The 21,842-nt window shown below is 55.9% G+C and carries 18 protein-coding genes; 6 read left to right on the top strand and 12 right to left on the bottom strand.

The features are described from left to right. Nucleotides 1–99: 99 nt before the first annotated feature. A complete protein-coding gene (locus tag DSM25558_RS07695; protein ID WP_077103417.1) occupies nucleotides 100–630 on the top strand; it encodes a flavin reductase family protein in 531 nt (176 codons plus the stop codon). A 44-nt stretch (nucleotides 631–674) separates the two neighbouring features. Here the strand turns inward: DSM25558_RS07695 and DSM25558_RS07690 are convergent, their stop codons facing one another. The 6 genes from DSM25558_RS07690 to bcsN form a co-directional block, all read right to left on the bottom strand. After that, the gene (locus DSM25558_RS07690) at nucleotides 675–1,118 is read right to left on the bottom strand and encodes an RrF2 family transcriptional regulator (protein ID WP_077103415.1); all 444 of its coding nucleotides are present in this window, start codon (nucleotides 1,116–1,118) and stop codon (nucleotides 675–677) included. Between the two features lie 100 nt (nucleotides 1,119–1,218). Beyond that, nucleotides 1,219–3,504, bottom strand: coding sequence for a tetratricopeptide repeat protein (locus DSM25558_RS07685; protein WP_077103412.1), 2,286 nt, complete (start codon nucleotides 3,502–3,504; stop codon nucleotides 1,219–1,221). After that, on the bottom strand, nucleotides 3,501–4,550 hold the full coding sequence (locus DSM25558_RS07680) for a glycosyl hydrolase family 8 (RefSeq protein ID WP_077103410.1): 1,050 nt from the start codon (nucleotides 4,548–4,550) through the stop codon (nucleotides 3,501–3,503). Before DSM25558_RS07680 ends, DSM25558_RS07685 begins: the two co-directional genes overlap by 4 nt. Beyond that, on the bottom strand, nucleotides 4,547–6,940 hold the full coding sequence (locus DSM25558_RS07675; protein WP_077103408.1) for a cellulose biosynthesis cyclic di-GMP-binding regulatory protein BcsB: 2,394 nt from the start codon (nucleotides 6,938–6,940) through the stop codon (nucleotides 4,547–4,549). Before DSM25558_RS07675 ends, DSM25558_RS07680 begins: the two co-directional genes overlap by 4 nt. Beyond that, nucleotides 6,937–9,132, bottom strand: a complete 2,196-nt coding sequence (gene bcsA, locus DSM25558_RS07670) for a UDP-forming cellulose synthase catalytic subunit (protein WP_077103406.1) — start codon at nucleotides 9,130–9,132, stop codon at nucleotides 6,937–6,939. Before bcsA ends, DSM25558_RS07675 begins: the two co-directional genes overlap by 4 nt. A gap of 114 nt (nucleotides 9,133–9,246) precedes the next feature. After that, nucleotides 9,247–10,134, bottom strand: coding sequence for a cellulose biosynthesis protein BcsN (bcsN, locus tag DSM25558_RS07665; RefSeq protein ID WP_077103496.1), 888 nt, complete (start codon nucleotides 10,132–10,134; stop codon nucleotides 9,247–9,249). Between the two features lie 374 nt (nucleotides 10,135–10,508). Here bcsN and DSM25558_RS07660 point away from each other — a divergent pair, with 374 nt between their 5' ends. Next, nucleotides 10,509–11,681 (top strand): AGE family epimerase/isomerase, encoded by a 1,173-nt coding sequence (locus tag DSM25558_RS07660; protein WP_200800732.1) that lies wholly within the window; start codon nucleotides 10,509–10,511, stop codon nucleotides 11,679–11,681. Between the two features lie 56 nt (nucleotides 11,682–11,737). Here the strand turns inward: DSM25558_RS07660 and DSM25558_RS07655 are convergent, their stop codons facing one another. The 5 genes from DSM25558_RS07655 to DSM25558_RS07635 all read right to left on the bottom strand — a co-directional run bounded on the left by DSM25558_RS07655 (nucleotide 11,738) and on the right by DSM25558_RS07635 (nucleotide 17,924). Beyond that, nucleotides 11,738–13,741: an aldo/keto reductase gene (locus DSM25558_RS07655; RefSeq protein ID WP_077103402.1), complete on the bottom strand. Its 2,004-nt coding sequence runs from the start codon at nucleotides 13,739–13,741 to the stop codon at nucleotides 11,738–11,740. 35 nt (nucleotides 13,742–13,776) lie between these two features. Further along, the gene (locus tag DSM25558_RS07650; protein WP_077103400.1) at nucleotides 13,777–14,862 is read right to left on the bottom strand and encodes an ABC transporter ATP-binding protein; all 1,086 of its coding nucleotides are present in this window, start codon (nucleotides 14,860–14,862) and stop codon (nucleotides 13,777–13,779) included. Between the two features lie 15 nt (nucleotides 14,863–14,877). Continuing rightward, nucleotides 14,878–15,714, bottom strand: a complete 837-nt coding sequence (locus DSM25558_RS07645) for a carbohydrate ABC transporter permease (RefSeq protein WP_077103398.1) — start codon at nucleotides 15,712–15,714, stop codon at nucleotides 14,878–14,880. After that, on the bottom strand, nucleotides 15,711–16,571 hold the full coding sequence (locus DSM25558_RS07640) for a carbohydrate ABC transporter permease (RefSeq protein WP_077103396.1): 861 nt from the start codon (nucleotides 16,569–16,571) through the stop codon (nucleotides 15,711–15,713). Before DSM25558_RS07640 ends, DSM25558_RS07645 begins: the two co-directional genes overlap by 4 nt. Before the next feature lie 78 nt (nucleotides 16,572–16,649). After that, nucleotides 16,650–17,924, bottom strand: coding sequence for an ABC transporter substrate-binding protein (locus tag DSM25558_RS07635; protein ID WP_077103394.1), 1,275 nt, complete (start codon nucleotides 17,922–17,924; stop codon nucleotides 16,650–16,652). A gap of 84 nt (nucleotides 17,925–18,008) precedes the next feature. Here DSM25558_RS07635 and DSM25558_RS07630 point away from each other — a divergent pair, with 84 nt between their 5' ends. The 4 genes from DSM25558_RS07630 (at nucleotide 18,009) to recX (ending at nucleotide 21,375) form a co-directional block, all read left to right on the top strand. Then, entirely contained in the window at nucleotides 18,009–18,902 is an 894-nt protein-coding gene (locus tag DSM25558_RS07630; RefSeq protein WP_077103392.1) for a helix-turn-helix domain-containing protein, read from the top strand. A 222-nt stretch (nucleotides 18,903–19,124) separates the two neighbouring features. Beyond that, nucleotides 19,125–19,355 carry a helix-turn-helix domain-containing protein gene (locus DSM25558_RS07625; protein ID WP_077103390.1) on the top strand — a complete coding sequence of 77 codons (231 nt, stop codon included), beginning with the start codon at nucleotides 19,125–19,127 and terminating at the stop codon, nucleotides 19,353–19,355. A 160-nt stretch (nucleotides 19,356–19,515) separates the two neighbouring features. After that, nucleotides 19,516–20,739, top strand: a complete 1,224-nt coding sequence (locus DSM25558_RS07620) for an adenylate/guanylate cyclase domain-containing protein (RefSeq protein ID WP_077103388.1) — start codon at nucleotides 19,516–19,518, stop codon at nucleotides 20,737–20,739. 96 nt (nucleotides 20,740–20,835) lie between these two features. Then, entirely contained in the window at nucleotides 20,836–21,375 is a 540-nt protein-coding gene (gene recX, locus DSM25558_RS07615; protein ID WP_371479629.1) for a recombination regulator RecX, read from the top strand. A gap of 1 nt (nucleotide 21,376) precedes the next feature. Here recX and DSM25558_RS07610 read toward each other — a convergent pair whose 3' ends face one another. Beyond that, nucleotides 21,377–21,760, bottom strand: coding sequence for a c-type cytochrome (locus tag DSM25558_RS07610; RefSeq protein ID WP_200800733.1), 384 nt, complete (start codon nucleotides 21,758–21,760; stop codon nucleotides 21,377–21,379). Nucleotides 21,761–21,842 lie beyond the last annotated feature (82 nt).

Raw genomic sequence — 21,842 nt, 5'->3', positions numbered from 1 at the left:
TACAAAATCCATAAACAATGAAATCCTTTCGCTCCCAGCCTCCTGAGCTCGCTGCTATCGTTCAGTGACTGGGGACTTGAAGTTTTGGAGATGAACAGGATGACGGCAACGGTGACTTACCTTCACGACGAACGTGAGAGAGCGGCATTCGATTCCAACGAGCTTAAGGCTGCCATGCGCAGTTTGGCGGGCGGGGTCTCCGTCATCACGGCAGGGACGGGCTCAAATCGCACAGGGGCAACTGTAACCTCGGCAACAGCGCTCTCCATGGAGCCAGCCACCATGATCGTCAATATCAACAAGTCGTCGTCCACATGGCCGGTGATCGCGCGCTACAACCACTTCTGCGTCAATGTTCTGTCCGCAGCCCAGCAGGACGTTGCTTCGCGCTTTGCCGGTGTCGGCGGCTTGAAAGGTGTTGATCGCTATACGGATGCGGAGTGGTTCGAACTGGAAAGCGGCGCATCTGCGCTTAGAGGTGCGCTAGCCGCAATAGACTGCGCGGTCGAAGACGTCATCGAGCGCCACACCCATGCAATCATCATCGGCCGTGTCCTATCGGTCGAACGGGCGGAAGGCTCGCCGCTCGTCTATCATGGCGGACGTTATGCCAATCTCACCAGCGTATGACGAATTGAAGCAATCTGCCCCTGACGACTGCATGGGGCAGATATTTATGCCGTACGTTCCGCAGGCATAGCTGCATTGTTGGACGCGAACTGTTCCAGTGTCATGTTATCGAGAACAGCAGCCATCGCATCTCTAACATCGGTCATCGACCGACGGACCTGACAGGTCTGCGGATCCGAACAGTCTTCACAGGCTTCGAAAGCAGTGCGGCTGGCACAGCGAATAGGGGCAAGCGGTCCATCCAGAGCGCGGATAACCTGGCCAATGTAAATGTCGGAAGCAGCTTTTGAAAGAGCGTATCCGCCACCGGGGCCCTTCTTGGAGCGAAGCATCCCTTCGTTACGAAGCTCCAGCAGAATGGCGTCCAAGAATTTTTTGGGGATGTTGTTGCGAGATGCGATTTCGCTCACGAAAGCCGTTTCGCCCTGCGCCAGACCAGCGAGATCGATCATCGCTTTAAGCCCGTATTTTCCCTTTTTGGTCAGCATCGTCGTCTTTCAGAGAGAGTATCTGAAAACGACATATAACCCGCCACATGAACTTTCAATGAATTCCATGAAATCTATCGTAAAATAACGGCGAAGGTTTTCAGCCGCCGCTCGGCCCCTTGCTCGGACGCGCATCGCGCGCTGCCGCAAGTCCTCTGACAGCGTCTCTTTGTCCCGTCGAAGCCGGTCCTTCGAACACTTGAATTGCCTCGCCATAGCGTTTCAAATTGAGGTAGGCATAACCCCGGATGACCATCAGATCGCTACGCTCGGTGGCAAAACGGGCCCTTTGATCGAGCAGGATCAGCGCTTTTTCATATTGTTTGTTCTGGTAGGCCGCCAAAGCGCGGTCGGTCAAAATCGCGATCTGGAGCTCGGTCGCCTTGGTTCTGTCCATCCCGGCCTTCGTCGCCGATATCGCCGCATTATCGGTCAGCCCCATGCGAAGATAGGCGAGGCTTTGACCATAGGCCGCATCGCTTCTGACGGACTCCTGACCACCTTTGAGCGCAGACCCGAATGCCTTGAGCGCTTCGACTGGCCTGTTGACCTCCATCAGGCACCAGCCCTCTTGTAGGGCCTGCTGAGGCGGGAGACTATCGGGATTGAAACTTGGCGCGCATCTGCTGGTCTTGCGTGATGGTTGGCTCTGACCCGCAGTGCGAGCCTGCCTGGGGGTAACTGTGTTCGCATACTGCGTATAGGCAACGTCGGTTGGCCGAACCGCAACGGCCTGAGCCGATCCCGCGCTTGCCTCCGGCTGCCGCGCTAAGACGCGTTCCGCACTCTGGGGTTCCTGCCTGCCGATGTTCACAATGCGCTGTGACTGCGCACCCCATTGCTGCTGAAGCCGGCGCACCTCCGCAACATTGTTCAAGTCCTGATAGGTCAATGCCAGACCATAGGCCGAGGCCTCATCATCTGATTTCCAGCCCAAAGCCGCGCTAAACCACTGCAAAGCCAGTTGCGGCTGCTGAAACGCTCTGGAGTACCAGCCGAATTCCTGTGCCGTCGCTGCGTCTTTCTGTGATACGGCCTCTTCCGCAATACGCTTCAGAACCTCTGGCTCCAGAGCGACAGGTGGATCAAGCGCCAGAAGATTGGCAGCCGACGCCAGATAGGTTTTGCGGGAATCATCGGACGAAGCACGCCATTTATACATGACCGCTTCTGCTTCTTGCGGGGCATCCCTGGCAATCAATGCAAGAGCAAGGCCCTGAGACGCCGGTGCGGAATCATCTGCTGCTCTGGCCTGGCGGAACCACTTCTCAGCATCCTCCATCTTGTCACGACGCAGATTGTACCAGCCAAGCAGCAGGGCATCACTTGCCAGTTTATTGCTTTCTGCAAGGCGCTCCAACCGCATCAGGTAGGTTGGGGGAACGGTAACATTCTTGTCTTCGCCCGCATTAGCGACAAGCTGCCGGGCCAGATCGTCACGGATGGGCTCGAATTCCAGCTGTCCGTCCGCTCCGGGTCTTTCCTTCGAAAGAAGATCGTCCGTCATTGCTATTGGCAAAACGGTAGAGGCTTTCTGCACCGTTGCAAGTCTCTCGCCAGCGCCGCGACAATTGGTCAAAATGTAGGTGTAGGCGTCGCGTGCGCGCTCCGGTTTGGCGGTGCGAGCAAATGCGTCTGCCAGACGCCACAGCACGTCCACTTCGCTGCAGGTCAACAGGCCGGGATTGGTCGATGCCGTTTCGATCACCGCGTTGTATTGTTTCAGATCGGATGAATTGACCAGTCGCTGGCGCGCCTCGGCAAGATTGACCATATCCAGCAGATTGGAAGGCGGCTGCCAGTTCGCATCTGTCGATTGTCTGTCGGCAATGGCTTTTCTGACCTCGGCATAACGACCGTTGGCATAAAGCTGCCACATGGCGTCCAGCTGCGGATCACGTAACTCAGGAGCGGCCAGAGGGTCAGCCGGCGGTGTCCAGTCGGGGTAAAGCGCTTTCAAACGCGCAATTTCAGCCTGTAGCCGGGCGGTATCCCCTTGCGTTGCAAAGTAACGGAGAGCGCTTTCGTCCACCACGGGAGGCGCTTGACCCGCGTCTGGCGGGACGACTTGTGACGATGCGGGCGCAGCACGTTGCATACGCGCCAAAGTCGGCTCCTGTGACCCATCGATAGCTGGAACTGTGACCGGGGGTTCTGCCCTTAGAGTTTCGGTCTGCGCGACGCGAGTTCCCGCAGTTGATGGCACCGGATTGGTTCTGACCGGAGACGGATCGAAGGACACACGGTTGCCCAGCCCACCGGGGTTGATCGAGCCCGTCGTGTGAACATTTGACACCCTGCCCAAAAGCTCGTCACGCCATTGGAACGCTGCAACACCACCAACAGCCAATATGGCGGCAGATATGTAGAGCGATTTTCCGTTCATAAGCACTCCTGATGCGCCTGAGTCGCGAATGACAAACCCAAGAGATGCAACGTAGATGGATAATAAAGTGTTGACGTGAAGCGACGGAGGTCATCCGGAATGGGTTTTCTGTCGATTATGCACGCCGTTAATGCAGGAATGATGCGATATCCGGCATCGGAGAGAACATCCTTGGTGCTGCCGGTTCGCAGATCGAACGTCGCCATATTACCGCCGTCGATGACGGTAGCAGCGCGCAATCTCTCAAGAAACTTCGCATCACCAACGCCAGCGCGCGCCAGGTAGAGCGGTATACGGACGGAATTATATCCAAACTCCTGCGGAAAGCCGTCCGCAGGGCGCGGTTTGGTTTTGACAGAAACCCAGTCTGCCGGAAGTTTTTTGGGACCGAACGCATAGGACGATATCTGCGCAAGACCATCGCGCGTCAACGCACCCCAAAGCGGCGATGGCGCAAGCTCGTTCAAGACGGGAAACGCCTCGAAAATGAAATAGGATGGGTTGACGACCGGGCCATCCGGGCGATCTTTTTCACCAAAACCCACCGTACCAGGTAGCAAAAGGGTGCGCCCTGCCCGCACCACGACAGCCTTTTCAATCACGGTCTTTGCAATAGACCTTGCTGCGTCGGCATAATCCGGCTTGCTCCACTGCTTTGCAGCGAGCGCCAGAGCGTAAGCGATTAGAATATCCCCATCCGTCGCATTGTTGATGTCGGAAATATGTGGATTTGCCTGCGGATCCCACTTCCACGCCGCCAAACCATCATCGCGAACTAGAAGCTCCGTTCTGGTGAACGACCAGATCAGCTCGAAATCTGCGGGACTATCGGCGAGAACGGCCAGCCACATACCATAGCCCTGGCCCTCACTATGGCTGATATTGTTGTTTCCCGTATCGATGATGCGACCGGTGGGGTCCAGAAACGCTGTTTTGTAAGTGCTCCAGTCGGTTTGCGTTATCGAGGCTGCCATTGCACTGATCGGAACAAGCATGGCTGTCAGTATCACCAGAAGTTTGAGCGAAAAGTCGAAAAGTCGTCTCATTTGTCACGCCCCATGCCGCGCAGCATCAGGAAGGTTACGCATCCCAGCAGCGTTAGAAAACCAATGAAAACAAGCGAATAGGAAAGCGTATTGGTGGACAGCCAGTTTGCCGCAATCAGCCGCCAGTTGGAGAAACTGAACGGGCGCGTGACGATGAAGGCCGGCTGTTCGGCGGCAATGGTTTCCACCTTGTCAGAGGTCGCATCATAGGTGGCGACACGCCCGGCCAGAGCCGACCAGCGCTTTTGCTCGACAATGGCAGCCATTCCCGTTCGCAAATCCTCAGATGTGGGCGCGGTGGCCATGGTCCAAACGCCTTCCCCGCCCGGGCTCATACCCTGCGCCAGCATGAATGTGACGTTGCCTGGCGGCGTGTAGACTTGTTCGGCCCCGGGAAGGAACCGGAGGGTATCGGAACTGATATCGAAATTGCGCTTCAGCCATTCCTCGAAGGATGACACCTGTCCCTGCCAGACGCCGCCATCGACCCGCTCACGCCAGTCATCGAACAGTTGGTCGGTCTGCGCAGGCTGGACGGCATTTTCGCTTTCTTTCCAGGCAACCTGACTGGCGGATGCAAGATCTAGCTGGGTCACTAGGCCTTGCGGCATCTGCGCGAGTGTACCGAAGAAAAGCGCGTTTCTGTCACCAACCGCTGCTGGCGTCGCCACCAGTTCGACAGGAACGGGATGCCCACCCGCCAGTGCTAATCGGCTCAGCAACGTGGCAGCTGCCGACATCGTATCCACATCGACACGCTCCAGCCAGACGGCAACGGGCTGGCCACCCTCACGGTAAGGTTGGCCAACGCCATTCATGGCGGCGAGGTCCGGAGCGCGGCCGATCATGGCATAGTTCGGTATATGCAGTTCAGACGTATCGAACAGCGCGAAACGGGGTGTCTGATTGGCCGGCGCGCCAGGCAGACACGCATTGTCTGCCTCCGTCACCAGCACCGCCTCGATGGCAATCGTGTTCACGCCCGGCACGAAATGCCGCATCGTGACATTGATCGGAAGATGGCGGAATATGCCACCGCCACGGTTGGATACGGGCACAGTCGAGGCGATGTTGCCATTCACGTAGACATCGATATGGCTGCCGGGCAGAATTTCATTGGAATAGGCTGCATCCAGAAGAAGCGTTGCTTCGCCATATGCGGAAGCATAAAAATCGGCTGGTGCGCCTATAGTGAATTCTGTGCGGAACCGCCTGCCGGAAAATTCGCTGCTCCTGACGCCAAGAGCAGACAAAGGCAGACGACGGTCGGACATCACCAGCGGAGCATCGGGGGTATGCCATGCCTTGGTGGAAAGCGCCGTGCGCGATGTCCCGACGGGACGCTCCACTGACGAGGACAGTGATTCGATGGCAGTCTGCACCGCTTGCGAGGTCGGGCCGCTGACGATCAGTGCCGAAACACCCGGAACGACATTGTTTTCGAACCCTGCATAGGGACCGGCCAGCGCCTCAGGCGGAACGGACCGGGTAGCGGTCGCAATCTCACGAGATGTTCCAGCGATCACGACCAGCGTACCAGCCTTTCGCTCCGTCGGAAGCGCGGTGCTGAATGTAACATTCTGGTTTGGCATCTGCGTTCGCAACGCAATCGCCTGCGCCAACCTGAGGAGCGGCGGCGCAGAGACGGGGTTCGCCAGACCCGGAGCCACGATCTCGATAGACGTCAAACCGGTGGGATCAGCACCCGTCGCTTGGATGTCGTCAATCGTATCGAACCGGCCGCCCACGTCTGAATTGAATGAAATATACGTGCTGGCGGGGCTGACTTCGGTCCACAGATCGTAGGTGGATTGGATGGTGCAATCCGTTCGGTGGCGCTGTTGCACGCCTAAGGAAACGATGTTCGCCCCGGCCTGAAGCGCACCGGGCGGTATCGTCATCGTCACATTGCCTTCGGCGTCTGGCGACGACACGCTTTTACGCTCGAGCGGCACGTTGTTGACCGACACTTCGAGATTAGAGCTTTCAGGCGCAACGACAATGGCGTTTTGATACCCGATGTTCAACGATACAGCCGATTTGGCCTGATCCTGCGTCAGGTGAAGCGTCCACTGCCGCTGGTCCGTTTCTCCAGAGAGGCTGAGATCGGAAAACGGCAGGATGTATCGACGCCGATCGTCCGGGCTGCCAGCTGCCAAGCGCGTGACAACCGCCGGAGATGCATTCAGCGGCGCTGATGCACCGGGTGCCCCCGGAGCAACACGTGCTGGCGGCTGGGTCTGTGGTAGCGGCGACGCGACAGGTGGCGGGCGTATAGGCTGCGGTGCTGCGGCTGGCCGTTCCGGAGACATATCAAACGGTGTGGACTGCGCGAAAGCCACTGTTGAAACAGACGCCAAAAATGCGGTGAGAAGAAGCGCCTTTCTCATGACTTCGCCGTTTCCAGTTTCGTTTTCCGAGGTCGCTCCGGTTTGAACGATCGGAAGAAGTAGTAAAGCCCGCGCTGCGTCTGAAACACGGCAATGGCAAGAAACGTCGCCGTCCCTTTTATAAGACCTGGATTTTTTCTGCGAACGCGTTGAAATTCGCTCCATTGCTCGGAGTTAGCAAAAATCAAATCCGCGATAAGCCGGTGATCTACCGCTTGTTTCGGTGCAAATGTGCAACCCACCTGAACGAACCCGTCCTGCTTGACGGAGCGGACGATATTGATGCTCATCGTGGTCGGCGCGCCCTCACTATATGGCTTGATGCGGATGGTGGTGGGGGCTCCTTTTTCGACCGGTGCCAGACCCGGCTCGAAGATATTGATGAGCATTCCGTGCACGGAAACATTTTCCACGGTCGCAGGCATCCAAGTGTCATTATCGCCCACCTGCAACTCGCAACGACGCTTCACAGTAATACGGCGTGACGCAGACTTTTCTCCCCGCTCCGACACCACGCCGAGCGCGCAGCCTGCAAAAATGATATTGAGCAGGTTCCAGCCACCCACCACCAGCGTCACATCAGCCTTGTAGGGCTCTGCGTAAACACGATAGATCGCGAAGATCATGGCGACGACTAGCACGGCGAAAATGACGAAAAATGGCCGGCTGATTTCGGAAAGACGAGCTTCGCTGATGGAATCATCCTTTGCCGTCACCTTGAAGGTCGGCTTGGAGGGATTGAAAATCACCGAAACGACCGCTGGCAGAAGGTGCACGGTCTGCACATATTCGTAAAGTTCGGAAATCCATGGCCATCGGAAACTGCCATAGAGAAAGTTCTGCATCATCAGGTTCACCAGCATGTAGGCTGCCGTGTAAGCCAGAAACTCTCCACCCGACGCGACGAAAATCTGCAGATCGAAGAACAGATAGAACAGTGGCGCGAAGAGAAAGATGGTGCGCGGAAAAGGAAACAGCCAGAAGAGTGTCGATGACATGTAGCAGAGGCGTTGCGTGAACGAGAGCCCGCGACGAAACAGTGGCTGGCGGAAGATCAGGATTTGCATCATACCCTGCGCCCAGCGGCTGCGCTGGCCGATGAAGCTGGCGAAGGTCGCAGGTTGAAGTCCGGCAATCAGCGGCTTGTCGACATAGAGGCTGTTCCAGCCGCGTGAATGCAGCGCAAGCGCCGTTTCACAATCTTCGGTGATGCTGACGCCGCTGAAACCATCGGTTTCTTTCAGCGCGCTACGGCGCAGAACGGCAGCGGAACCACAGAAAAACGCGCCGTTCCATTTGTCGAGACCGCGCTGAATGATGCCATAGAACATCTCGTTCTCGCTCGGCATCGTCTCGAATGTTCGCAGATTGCGCTCGATTGGATCTGGATTGAGGAAGAAGTGGGGCGTCTGAACGAGGAAAAGTTTTTCGTCCTCTTCGAAATAGCCCACCGTTTCCAAAAGAAAATCGCGCGCCGGCGCATGGTCGGCATCGAAGACTGTGATCAGCTCGCCAGTCGAATATTCAAGCCCGTTGTTGAGATTTCCAGCCTTGGCATGCACGTTGCGTTCACGGGTCAGATATTTGACGCCCAGATCAGCGCAGAGTTTCTGCAATTCCTCATGCCGCTTTGCGGCAGCTTGCGCATCGGGAACATTGGTCGCATTGCGTTTTTGAACCGTGCTGCCATCGTCCAGCAGCCAAACAGTGAACTTGTCTGCGGGGTAGTCGATGTTCTTTGCTGCCGACAGGGTGTTGGCCAGCAACGTGCTGTCTTCATTGTAGGTGGGCACGAATATATCGACCGTTGGCACATAGCCCGGAGAACCGGGCCGCGTCTTTCGCGACGGCAACGGCATCGACACGATGACCAGACTGAGAGCCAGCATCACAACGCTGTACATTTCAGCGAGATAGAGCAGAAAACCCGGAATGAAGTTTTCTGGCTGGTTGATGGGCGGCAAGGTGCTGGTGGTGCGCCAATAGACGTAGCGCAGGACGATGGCCGTGCCGAAACCAAGGGCAATCAGCCGCCATGCGCCTTTTCCGTTCAGGGATTTTATCGTCGCGAGCAGAACAAGCGAAATCGCCGTTGCGATAAGATGGGTCTGCAAACTGACGGGCAGCGTTATGATGACCAGAACGCAGGCCGAGACCAGCACCCAAACGATAACGGAGATGGCTTTGCTCATGCAAACCCTCGCTTTCAAATCCACCGAAGGCATAATGCCTCCTCACGCGCACGCTAAAGCCTCACGGCGATATCGACGTGACGATACTTATTGCTGAAAACTATACAAAAATGGTTAATTGCATGCCTGCGTACCCTGTGCCGAAGATACGCAACCGGGTGAAGGGATGGCGATCCGTTTTGTCTCGCTACCCGCCGAAGGTCGCGGCACGTCGGCAGGGCGCGCGCCGCTGGGCGGATTAACCGAAGGAGACGGTATCACGACACGCGATTGTACCGGTGCCACAACGGGCGGCGGCTGTATCGAAGGCTGAGGCGGCTGGACGACTGTCGCACGAACCGCCGGACGCATGGTCCTAGCGGGTGCAAGTGGAGGTGTTTGCGTGCCCGGCTGCATGGGAACATCGGTTGCTGTTACCGGATACATCGGGTTGCCGGAACGGCCCATGCCTTCGGGTGGCTTCTGCGCCGTGCCGTAAGGGTTCCAGCTTTCGGCATCATAGCTGCCGGTGATGGTGTAATTATACATGACGGTCAGAAGATCACGCACCGTTACCCCTGATTGGCAGAGCCTTAACGTCACATTGATGCGGCCGAGGTTCTTGAAACCCTGCCGCATATCCTCTGGGGAGCGGATGTGCTGCCAACCATAAACACAGGTATCGTCGCCAGCACCTCTGCCGGACGCATAGGAAAACGCACCATAGGCGTTCTGCAAATATTCGGCGGATGTTGCCAGATGCGCGCCTGGAAATGCCGAGCGGATTTCACGCGAAATGGAGGATGGGCGCAGGCTGCTGCTGGACAGCCCATCCTTGCCGGTGTCTTCGGCTCGCTGTGGACCGTAAAGTTCGACCTTCAGGTAGTTCTGACCCGGCGTTCTCGCGTCGGACCGCAAAATCACTTGTTGTTCGATGGCATTGGAATAGGTACGGCTGATAACGCTGATGACTTCAGGCCCACCAGGGGGTGGAAAAATCAATGCCTCTTCCGGCGGCAGCATTTTTGGCGCACCGGATGGCCTAATGCCTCCAGGATTGTTGCAGCCGGAAAGCACCATCGCAATGCCCGGCAAAAGGACAAGAGCAGTGGTTCTTGCCGTCGTCAAACCCGCAGCATTACCAATGCTTGCAAGGTCGCGAACACAACGAATCAGATTTGAAAAGGCCATTGGCATGAAATACTTGAGGATAACGATTTAGCAATATCATATTTTGCCCATGCCTTCCGCTGTCGTGGCAGCAGAGCCAGCGCAGCCGGTGCAAGAGAGCCATTTTCTTGGAACTTTGCTTAGCCGTAGGGATTGAAATGAGTGCGGTTTTGACAAACCAGACGTAAAAGCAGACATACAATGGGATGAACATGGCAGATCAACCAATGAGCACAACGAGCCAACTTTCCGACGAAGTGAAGCGATTGCGCCGCTGGCTAGACGAAGACGCCTTACCCATGTGGTGGGAAATCGGTGCCAGCAAACCGGATAGCGGCTTCTACGAACGCATAGGTCAGAATGCAAAACCGATGCTGGGAGACAACCGTCGTTCCCGTGTTCAGCCGCGCCAGGCCTATTGTTACGCAGCGGCTGGGCAAAAAGGCTGGCAGGGTGACTGGCAAAAGGCTGTTACTCACGGACTGAACTGGTTCGACAAGGTATACCGTTTGGAAAACGGGCTCTACGGAAATCTCGCCGACTCCTCCGGTAAACTGATCGACCCGACCTTTGATTTCTACAATCAGGCATTCGCGCTTTTCGCTGCAGCCCAGACTGCCATGGTTTTCCCAGAGCGCCGAGAAGACATGCGTGATCGCGCGCTTTCGATTCTCAAGACGCTGCAAGACGACTATGCCCATCCGGTCGCGGGCTTTGAGGAAGCCAACCCGCCACGCGAACCTCTTTGCTCCAATCCACATATGCACTTTTTCGAGGCCATGCTGGCCTGGGAGAAGGTCGATCCCGATGGACCGTGGTACGAATTGACCGATCAGATCGCCCATCTGGCGATGCAGAAGTTCATCGACCCGACGTCCGGTGGACTACGTGAATTCTTCGACCACGACTGGAACCCGACGCCGGGCGACAAAGGCCGCATCATGGAACCCGGCCATCAGTTCGAATGGGCGTGGCTGCTGACACGTTGGGGAATTTTGCGCAACGACAGCGCCGCAATAGCCAAGGCAAAACGCCTGTTTGAGATTGGTGAAAAATACGGCATCTGCCCGCGCCGCAAGGTTGCGGTCATGAGCCTCTACGATGATTTTACCGTGTATGATCCGCTGGCACGTCTATGGCCGCAGACGGAATGGCTCAAAGCCGCCGTGCGGCTTGCGTCCGTGACCCATGGCGAAGATCGGTACCGGTATCTGACGTCCGCAATTCGTGCCATCGGCGCTTTGCAGCCATTTCTCGACACGCCGGTCGCCGGGCTGTGGTTCGACAAGTGGCCGGACGACGCGCCGATGATCGATGAGCCCGCGCCTGCCAGTACGTTTTATCACATTGTCTGCGCAATACATGAGGCGGAAGACGTGCTGGCGCAAATGCACAAGTAAGAACGTGTCTTTCGCCGCCAGCAAAATCTCGATGGCGGCGAAAGGTTCATCAGCCCTTAGGCTTCCAGCCAGCTTACCTGCTCAGGCGTCAACTGAATATCGAGGGCAGAGAGACTGTCTTCCAACTCCCCAATCGTGCGCGGTCCGATGAGCGGGATAACCGGGAAAGGCTGAGCGATAACATAGGCCAAAGCTATGTGAATCGGGTTGCGACCCAACTCCTTCGCCAGCTGAATGGCTCTGTCGCGCCGATCGAAGTTGCGATCCGAGTACCAGACACGAACGATCTCTTCATCATCGCGCTTATCGCGCCCTGCTCTTTCGGTGAAGAAGCCGCGGCCCTGGCTCGACCATGCAAAATTGGGAATCTGGCGCTCTTTCTGCCATTTTTTCCAACCGTCATCAGAGGCTGCAACACACCCCGCCCAGATGGGGTCCAGCATTTCAGCAAGCGAGAAGTTGTTGGACAGTGCCGCTGGCGCTGCTTTCCCATTTTTCTGCGCGTAAGTTGCAGCCTCATCCATGCGCTCGCGATTCCAGTTGGAGCCACCGAAGATGCCGCGGATACGACCGCGCTTCACTTCCGCATCCATGGCATCCACGAATTCGCCCACCGGAACATTCGTATTATCGCGGTGCATGAAATAAACATCGACATAATCGGTTTTCAGACGTTCCAGCGATTGATCCAACTGCTTGGCAATCATGTCCGGGTAGCAAAGCGGCGAGTGTGCGCCCTTGCCGATAACGACGATCTCTTCACGCGGCACGTTGCGGCTGGTGTGCCAGTCCCCGAAAATGCTTTCCGTCTTGCCAGCGCCATAGACGTAGGCGGTGTCGAACAGATTGCCGCCCGCCTCGTAGAAGGTGTCGAGCGTCAGCGACGCAGAAGCGAAATTCGGGAAGAACTCGAACCCGAGGGCGACGACGGAAGCAGGTTTGGAAAGGCCAGGGATGGACCTTTTTGGCACCGCGTTTCCGGCAACGACCTTCTCGCCTGTGATATTCAACACGCGTTTAGCCGCCGTTTCGACGCCATATTTAAGACCGACAGAATGACGCCATTGATCCATGACGCGCAGGTTGCCGAGGCTATCGGCCCAACTCATGCCGGGATAGGCGAACTCAGATTTGCCCGCCCGAATGGCGTCTCCAGCCGCATCGACCTCGAAGGCATAAAGCCAGCCGTCCTCTTGGACCTCAACGGTCTGCCGGTCATTACCCTTGATAATGTCGATCTTACCAACGCCACCCTTGTGGCCAGAGGCAAACCAGAAGTCTTCTACTTCGATGCGACCCTCAGAGCCGATGATACGGAGGACGTTGTCCTGTTGCGCCATAATGGAACATGAGACTTCTGCAACGATGTCATTAGGAAATTTCAAAACAGCGGAGGCCCATTCATCCACCCCCGACTGACCGAGATGTGCGACGCCGGACACCTTTTCCGGTTCCAGAAATGGCTTGTCGGAAACTGCCCCAGCGATAAGACGCGCCATGGAGACCGGATAGCCACCGACGTCGAGAATACCGCCACCGGCCGCGTCATTGGCAAACAGGCGATGCTCCGACTTGAAGCCTCCCATGTTAAAACCAAAACTGGTGCGAATGATGCGGACCTCGCCGATTGCACCGGCTTTTACCAGCTCGACGATTTTCGCAGTCTGTGGATGCAAGCGGTACATATAGGCTTCACCGGCAAAAACTCCGGCCTTGTTCGCCTCATGGAAAACCGCGTCGGCATCATAGGCTGATAGCGCGATAGGCTTTTCCACCAGCACATGTTTGCCCGCCCGCACGGCCTTGATGGCCCATTCCGCGTGGCCGGTATGAGGGGTTGCAATATAGACCGCATCCACTTCCGGGTCGCTTAGCAGCGCCTCATAACCATGCACGATGCGTGCACCTGGAAATCCATCGCCCAAACCTGGTTTGTCCGGATTGCGGCTGGCAATGGCCACGAGCTTTCCCGTTTTGGAGTGCGCAACGCCATCAGCAAAAGTGCGGGCGATTGTTCCGGGTCCGATGATGCCCCAACGGATGGGTTGAACGTCAGTCATTGTAGATCCTCTTTGGATTGTCTTGAGATGCTATGTCAGCGCAGGCGGGCACCTGCGCTGTCGAAAAGGAAGGTCTTGTTGGCGAAAATCGAAACCGTCAGGCGCTGCTGGTCGACGAAATGACGTGACTCCGGGCGTTCGATGATCAGCGGCGTATCGCCCGCCATGCGCGCATAGACGTAACTCGTATTGCCCAGATGCTCCGCCACATCGATCTCCACGGCGAGATCGGCGTCACCAACGCCTGTCTCACCGAAATGTTCTGGACGGATACCAAGGGCAACCTCGCTACCTTCCGCGATCGTTGACGCCAGTGGAAGGACGAGTTGCACGCCGGGATCGTCTGTCAGCCGCACAATGGCACCATCGGGTGTCTGGCCAACGACGTTGCCGGGTAAGAAATTCATCTTGGGCGATCCGACGAAACCAGCAACAAAACGGTTGGCGGGGTCGTCATAGAGATCGAGCGGAGCGCCGACCTGTTCGATGTGACCCGCTCGCAGCACGACGATCTTGTCGGCAAGCGTCATTGCTTCCGTTTGGTCATGGGTGACGTAGATCATCGTCGTGCCCAGCTGTTTGTGCAGTCTCGAGATTTCCACCCGCATCTGCACACGCAGTTCTGCATCGAGGTTGGACAGCGGCTCATCGAACAGGAACACGCGAGGCTGGCGCACGATGGCCCGACCGATGGCGACACGTTGCCGCTGGCCGCCGGAAAGCTGTTTGGGTCGACGCTGCATCAACTCGGTGATCTGAAGGATGTCGGCTGCACGCTGTACACGCTGCTGCGTATCGGCCTTTGGATTGCCGTTCATCCGCAAACCGAAAGAAAGGTTTTCCTCCACCGTCATGTGCGGATACAGCGCGTAGGACTGAAACACCATGGCGATGCCGCGATCCGTCGGCTCTGCATCGTTGACCACCTTGCCGCCGATGCTGATATCGCCGCCGGAGATATCCTCCAGCCCGGCGATCATCCGCAGAAGGGTGGACTTGCCACAGCCGGAGGGGCCGACGAAAACGACGAACTCACCGTCTGCAATTTCAAGATTTGCACCATGGATGACCTTTAGAGCACCATAACGTTTGACGACATTTTTTAGCGATAATTCCGCCATGCGGTTCCTCCCGGATTACTTGACGGCACCGGCAGAAATGCCGGCGATGAAATGGCGCTGCAACAGCACGAAAATGACAAGAATAGGGGCGGTCAGAAGCATGGCTCCCGACATGATGCCGCCCCAGGAGACTTTGGTGAGGCCGATCAAGGTGCCGAGTGCGACCGGAGCCGTCATCATGCCGGGTTTGGAATTGATCAGCAGCGGCCAGAGATAGTTATTCCAGGACGCAAGGAAGAGAATGATGGACAATGCAGCCATGGTCGGTCGTGCCAACGGCAAAGCGATGCGCAGGAAGATTTGCCATTCCTTGACACCTTCCACACGCGCCGCATCGAAAAGCTCGGTCGGCATCATGGAGAAGGATTGCCGCATGAAGAGGACACCGAGTGAGTTGAACAGCGGCGGCACGATGAGCGCGACCCATGTATTGGCGAGCTTGAACTCACGCGCGACCATGATGAATTGCGGAATGACTACGACGGCGTACGGCAAGGTGATCGTGCCCAGAATGATTGCCACCACCACAGAGCGCCCGGCAAAGCGGTAACGTGCCAAGGCCCAGCCTGCCATGGATGTCAGCATGACTGAGAGCACCGTGTAGATGACAGCCACACCGATGGAGATGAACAAGGCCCGCAGGAAGTCGGTGTCGGCCTGAAGGTTGCGGAAGTTTTCCAGAAAATGCGTCGATGGCAACAGCTCGATATCAGGGCTGAAAATGCCGTTATCAGGCATGGTCGAGAAAACGAACATCATCCAGATGGGGAATAGCCAGATGATGGCAAGTGGCGTCAAAGCAGCATGGAGCGCAATTTTCTGCCACAAAGCGGATTTGGACCTGGATCTCATTTCGCTTCCCTCCCGATCCTAAGATTGAACAGCGAAATGACGACGGCAAGCGCTGCGATTGTGTAAGCGATGGCCGATGCGTAGCCGAAATTCAGCGACGTAAAGCCCTGGCGATACAGGAAAATACCGAGTGTCTCGGTCGCACCGCCAGGGCCACCCCTGTTGGTGATGAGGAACGGTTCTGTGAACAGTTGCATGGTGCCGATAACGGACAGAACGACACAAAACATGATGATGGGCTTCAGCAGCGGCAGCGTAATATGAAAAAATTGCTGGCGTCGGCTGACATTGTCCAGCCTCGCCGCCTCATAAACATCGCCGGGAATGGATTGGAGGCCTGCCAGAATAATGATGGCGTTATAACCTGCCCAGCGCCACGTTACAGCAATGATGATGAGTGCCATGGCCGCCGTGGAATTGTCGAACCATGCAACGGGTGGCAGTCCCACCGAGGTAATGAGCTTGTTGACGATGCCGAAATCAGTGCTGAACATCAAACGAAACACAGCCGCGTAAGCAACTTCCCCGACAACGACGGGCGCGAAGAATGCGAAGCGAAACAGTGGACGAGCCTTCAGTAGCGGCGAGTTCAACAGCACCGCCATGACCGTGGCGAGCGCGATCATGATAGGCACCTGCACGACCAGAATGACGAGCGTGTTCTGAAGCGCGTTGTAGAACGCCGGGTCACCGACAAGACGTCCCCAGTTCATGGAAGGCGCAAAACGCCAAGGACTGATGCGGGTGTTCTGGAACGACAAAAGAAATGAACTGATGATCGGCCAAAGCCAGAACGTCGCGAAGATCAAAAGATACGGGGCAAGAAACGCATATGCGACCCTAGTGCGCAAAGGCATATCGACCTCACAAAGCCAGAAGGGGATGGGGGCCGGACGCCCTTGATGAGAGCGCCCGGCAACGGTCGGCTTGGGAGACTATTCTGCTATCGGAACCCCTGTTGCAGTTTCGATCTGCTTGGCGGCATCATCCAGCGCCGCCTTGGCATCCGGGAACCCGCCCGCAAGGTACTTGGTCTGCGTGACGCGGTATATGCCTTCCGCATCGGACTGGAATGCCGTGCCACGGCTCGGCACGATCTTCGGCAAAGTGGCCAGAATGTCCGACCAGACGGCCTGCCCGCCCCAATAGGCTTGCGGTTCTTTCACAAACGGTTCCTTGTCTGCCGTCAGCAGTGACGGAACCAAGCCGAAAGATTTCAGCATGGTGACCTGCCCCTCATTGGTCAAAAGAGCATAGTCGATGAACTTCCATGCGGCTTCCTTGTGCTGCGAAGCGGAACTTATGGCGAGGGACGAGCCGCCCAGATTGGCTGCATGAGGACCATCCGCCGTCAGGCTGGGCATAGTATATACGCCCCATTTTCCGGCGAGATCAGGAGAGCCTGAGCGAACCGTGCCCTCAAACCAGCCGCCATACATCTGCGTTGCGACTTTTCCAGAGGTGTTGGACTGGATTTTCTCATCCCAGATCGCGGCGGTGATAATGCCTGCATCCTTCATCTGCTTCAGCTTTTCGAGCGTCGCAACGCATGCTGGCTGGTTGATGGTTATGCTCTGGCCATCGGTCGAAAAGTAACCACATCCCTGCTCATTGGCGATCATGCGAAACCACTCGCTATCGCCGTTGAAATCCGCTTGCGTCATGACGGTGCCGGGATTGGCTTCCATCACCTTCTTGCCAGCGGCAATGAAATCATCCCAGGTCTTTACAGTCGCCGGATCGACAGCAGCCTTTTGGTAGAAGTCACGACGGTAGAACATGGCGACAGGACCGGAATCCCACGGCACCGCATAGGCAACGCCATCCACTTCCAGCTCAGTACGTTTGAAATCCGGGAAAAGCGCCTGTTTTTCAGGAGTGTAGCCAAGCTTTGTCACATCCGTGAAGCAGTCGGGGAACCGGTTCCAGAAAACCTCAGCCTCAAAGTTTTCAACGGTTACGATGTCCGGCAGGCCTTCCCCACCCGCTGCACAAGCCGCAAGCGACTTGTCGTAAACCTGACTGTTACCCAAGTCCTGAACATCAACCTTAATATCCGGATATTTCTTGTTGAAGCCTTCGAGCGTCGACTTCAAAGCGGATGCTGCAACGTTCCAGCTCCAGATGGTAATGGTGGTGGATTGCGCGGCCGCAGGTGTTGCAGCCAGAAGCGCGAGCGACACCGACGCACCGATAAATTTAAAACCCATTGAAAACCTCCCTTTTCAATTGCCGTCCTCCAACGACACGGGCAGACTAGCGACACAAGGAAATCTGTCTCGTAAAAAGGGAACATGGATTTGGCGGAAAGTAAGGTGCTTGAAAAGGCGGTCTATCACCCGGGTGCCAGCACCATTGAAGGCTCTCCGACCAAACTGCAGTTTTTTCGCACCCACCCTGCCGTCATGCCCATGCCGCACTGGCACGCGCAGGTGGAAGTAAACTACGTCATTTCCGGCCATGTGCACTACCGTATGGGTGACCACGCGCTGAGATTGGAGGCGGGGCAAATGTGCCTGTTCTGGGGTGGACAGGCCCATCAGATGGACGAGTCATCCGACGATTCATTCTATGCCGGAGCTCATCTTCCACTCGTCCATTTCTTTCGGATGCGGTTGCCAGCTTCGGTGTCGAGCATGTTGATGGGCGGCGCAACCATGCTGACATCGGTGACCGACACGTCGGACGAGGAGAATTTTTCCCGCTGGTTTCGATACGTCAACTCCGGTGACGCGCAAAAGTCAGAAAATGCCGTCGAGGAATTGCTGCTACGGGTGGAACGTATATTTCTGGAACCTTATTCGGTCGTGGCGTCTGCCCCTCCTGACAGCCAAGCCAGCGACACCGAAGGCTCACATTCGCTGAACGTTGTTCGCATGTGCGATTTCATCGCCGCAAATTTTCTGGAAGACGTCGATGCGACAGATATTGCCCGCTCGGCCAGCCTGCATCCGAAATACGCCATGAACCTGTTTCGGAAATCGACAGGCATGACACTGATAAAATATCTGACGCTGTTGCGGCTGTCGCGCGCGCAGGCGATGCTGATCGAGAACAACGACAATATTCTACATGTCGCTCTGGAGAGCGGCTTCGGTTCTGTCAGTGCTTTCAACAAGGCATTCCGTCAGGTGGCGGGAATGTCGCCTTCGGACTTTCGTCGCGACATGCGTATAAGCATCGTTTAATTTATCTAAGCAGCTGAATTAAAATCATATTTCTGTACGATGTGTATGCCGAAAAAGCCTTCGTCAATCCTTAACAAAATTTAACTATTGCTAGTGCCATAAAGATGGCTATTTTCCTGCTGCGTTGCAACATGAACTCTCCTTATGCGACGTTGTCGCATGAAATGCCGGTGAACCTGATGGACCCCGGTTCTATTGAATGTCCATTCCAGGGAGATTATTATGACAATATCCGTTTCTCATCCCCATTCGAGTGATCAGACACATACGCCATTTGCACAGAAGATCGCAGCGGCCAGAACCAGCTCGGGTTACACGATCGAGCAACTGGCTATCACCTGCGGATTGACGACGCAGGAAATTGAAGCGCTTGAAAACGGCACGGACAGCAATCCGTCGCACATTCAGCGTGTGGCAGCAGCGCTGCAAATCCCGATTTCCAACATCGTCTGACCGTGTGTTCTCAATATTGAGGATTTTTTTCGCCCGTCGCCCAAGAAAACTGGTTTCTTGATAGGACGGGCGAAACAATAAACGTTTTGGCTTACCCCTTCAAAAAGCTTTCGCAATCCACCACATGCAGGGCGCATCATCTCTGACCTGTGGGAACCTCATGACAGAAGCACATCACGCTGACCTGTCCAATCATCATTCATCGCAAAGTGCGTGGCCGTCCCAGCCTTATGAGATATTGAATTGGCTGGTGCTGGAAACCCATGATGAGCGTTTCATCGACAACATTTTCATCGAGCTTTGCCAACGGCTGACTGAGGCGGGCGTTTCCGTTGCTAGAGCATCCTTGAATTTCATGGTCGAGCATCCGCAATGGCGTGGTGCCAGAATTCTATGGTTGAAGGGCAAAACCGAAGCCGAGTTTGCGACCTACGCCTATGGCACTGAAAACACAGCAGAATATCGCAACAGCCCAATCTACGAAATACATTCAGGAGCCGCCGAACTGCGCTATCGGCTTGATGTTCCGCCACCAACTTCCCCTGAGCACGCTATTTATACGGATCTTCGTGCTGAAGGCCTGACGGAATATTGCGCCTGGCCGCTGAAGCACACTTTCGGCAAACGCCACGTCGTCACATTCTGTAGCGATCGACCCGGTGGATTTACCGACGCGGAGATCGAGATGCTTCGAAGCCTTATTCCCGCGATATCTTTGGTTTCGGAAATTCGCCTCAAAAACCGCATAGCCCGCACCCTACTGGAAACCTATGTGGGACCACATGCGAGCCAGGCTATTTTGGATGGTGCCACACGCCGGGGCAGCGGCATGACAGTTGGCGCGGCCATTCTCATCTGTGACCTGCGCGATTTCACCCATATTTCCGACCTTTGGCCCAGAGACGATGTGATCGAACTGTTGAACGGCTACTTCGACGCCATGTCGGAGCCGATTGAGAAATTCGGCGGAGAAATACTGAAATTCATGGGCGATGGCCTGCTGGCAATTTTTCCGTTGAGCAATCCCGATGCCTGCACCAATCTTCTAGCGGCCATCGCAGAAGCGCAAATCCATCTTAAGGCTTTGAACGAGGCCAATATCGAACGCGGGCATGATCCACTCGGTTACGGAATAGGTGTCCATGTCGGCGACGTCATGTACGGCAATATCGGCTCGAAAAGCCGGCTGGACTTCACCGTCATCGGCCCCGCCGTCAACATCGCATCGCGGCTGGAAACCTTGACCAAGCAGGTCTTGCGCCCCGTTCTGATGTCCGAGAAGTTCGTAAACATGGCAGGCGGGCCTGAGCATTTCGAAAGCGTCGGTGCGCATGCGCTTAGAGGCCTCGAAAATCCTATCAACGTCTACGCCTTGCGAACATAAGCTTCGGATTTTACACTTGTCTTGTTGCGCCTTAGATAGGCGATTCAAGGGTGATGTGGAAATTCGCGACAAGGACTGATTGCGTTGACTGACCAAATGGAAGCGGCGAGTGCTCCCACAAAAAGAATGCTGACATGGGTCCGCAACTCGACGATTTACCGGCTCGAACGGCGGATGATGACCGAGCGGCAGTTGTTCGATGCGATCAAACGCAAGGCAAAACAGAAATTCGAGGATATTACCTCAGAACAAATCGAAGCTCTGGCCAACGCGGCCGTCAAGTTCGCCTATGATATCAAAGCGCTTGATGACGTGGCCTATGCGGAAAGTGCAACGCGGTCTGCCATTCGCAGCGGCAAATCACGGCGTGCGATCGCGCAGAAGCTCAGTGTAAAAGGCGTTAGCAAGGATATTACCGAGCAGGCGCTGGTTGATAAGGATGATCTTTATTCCGCTGTGATCATGGCGCGAAAGCGTCGTTTCGGACCGTTTCGTCGCGACGAACCGGATGAAAAGCGCATGCAAAAGGAAATCTCTTCCTTCGCGCGCAACGGATACAGTTTCGAGATTGCGAATAAGGTCTATAAAATGAACCTTGAGGACGCAGAAGGGATTCTGGATCAAAACCCGCTATAGATTATTGCGGCGCGGGTACCGTTTTCAGATAGGCAATCAAATCATCGATCTCGCTATCGCTCCAAAGCCCGAAAAAACGCATCGAGGTTCCGGGCACGGTTTTCTTTGGACTGTACAGAAACGCGTGAAGCTTCTCTTCCGTCCAGACCAGACCTCCGGCACCGGCGTCTGTCATCGCTGCCGAATATTTGTAATCGGGCACTGTACCGGCGGGCCTTCCTACGACACCCATAAGGTGAGGACCCAAGCGGGTGCGAGGGTGGTCGATGCTGTGACAGGCTGAACATTTGCTGAAAGCCCGCTCGCCGCGTGCAGCATCACCCTCTGCTATCGACGGTGAAGTGGATATAATCAGGCACAACGCCGTCAAAATTCCCAACCTCATTGCCATGTCCACACCTATAACTCACGCGAAAAGCAAAACGCCCTCTCCGTCATACGACGAAGAGGGCGTGTCATTACATGCG

The sequence above is a fragment of the Agrobacterium sp. DSM 25558 genome, assembly GCF_900100825.1.
GTDB lineage: Bacteria > Pseudomonadota > Alphaproteobacteria > Rhizobiales > Rhizobiaceae > Agrobacterium.
Note: the sequence above shows the minus strand (reverse complement) of the source record. Positions and strands in the feature narration are given on the sequence as shown.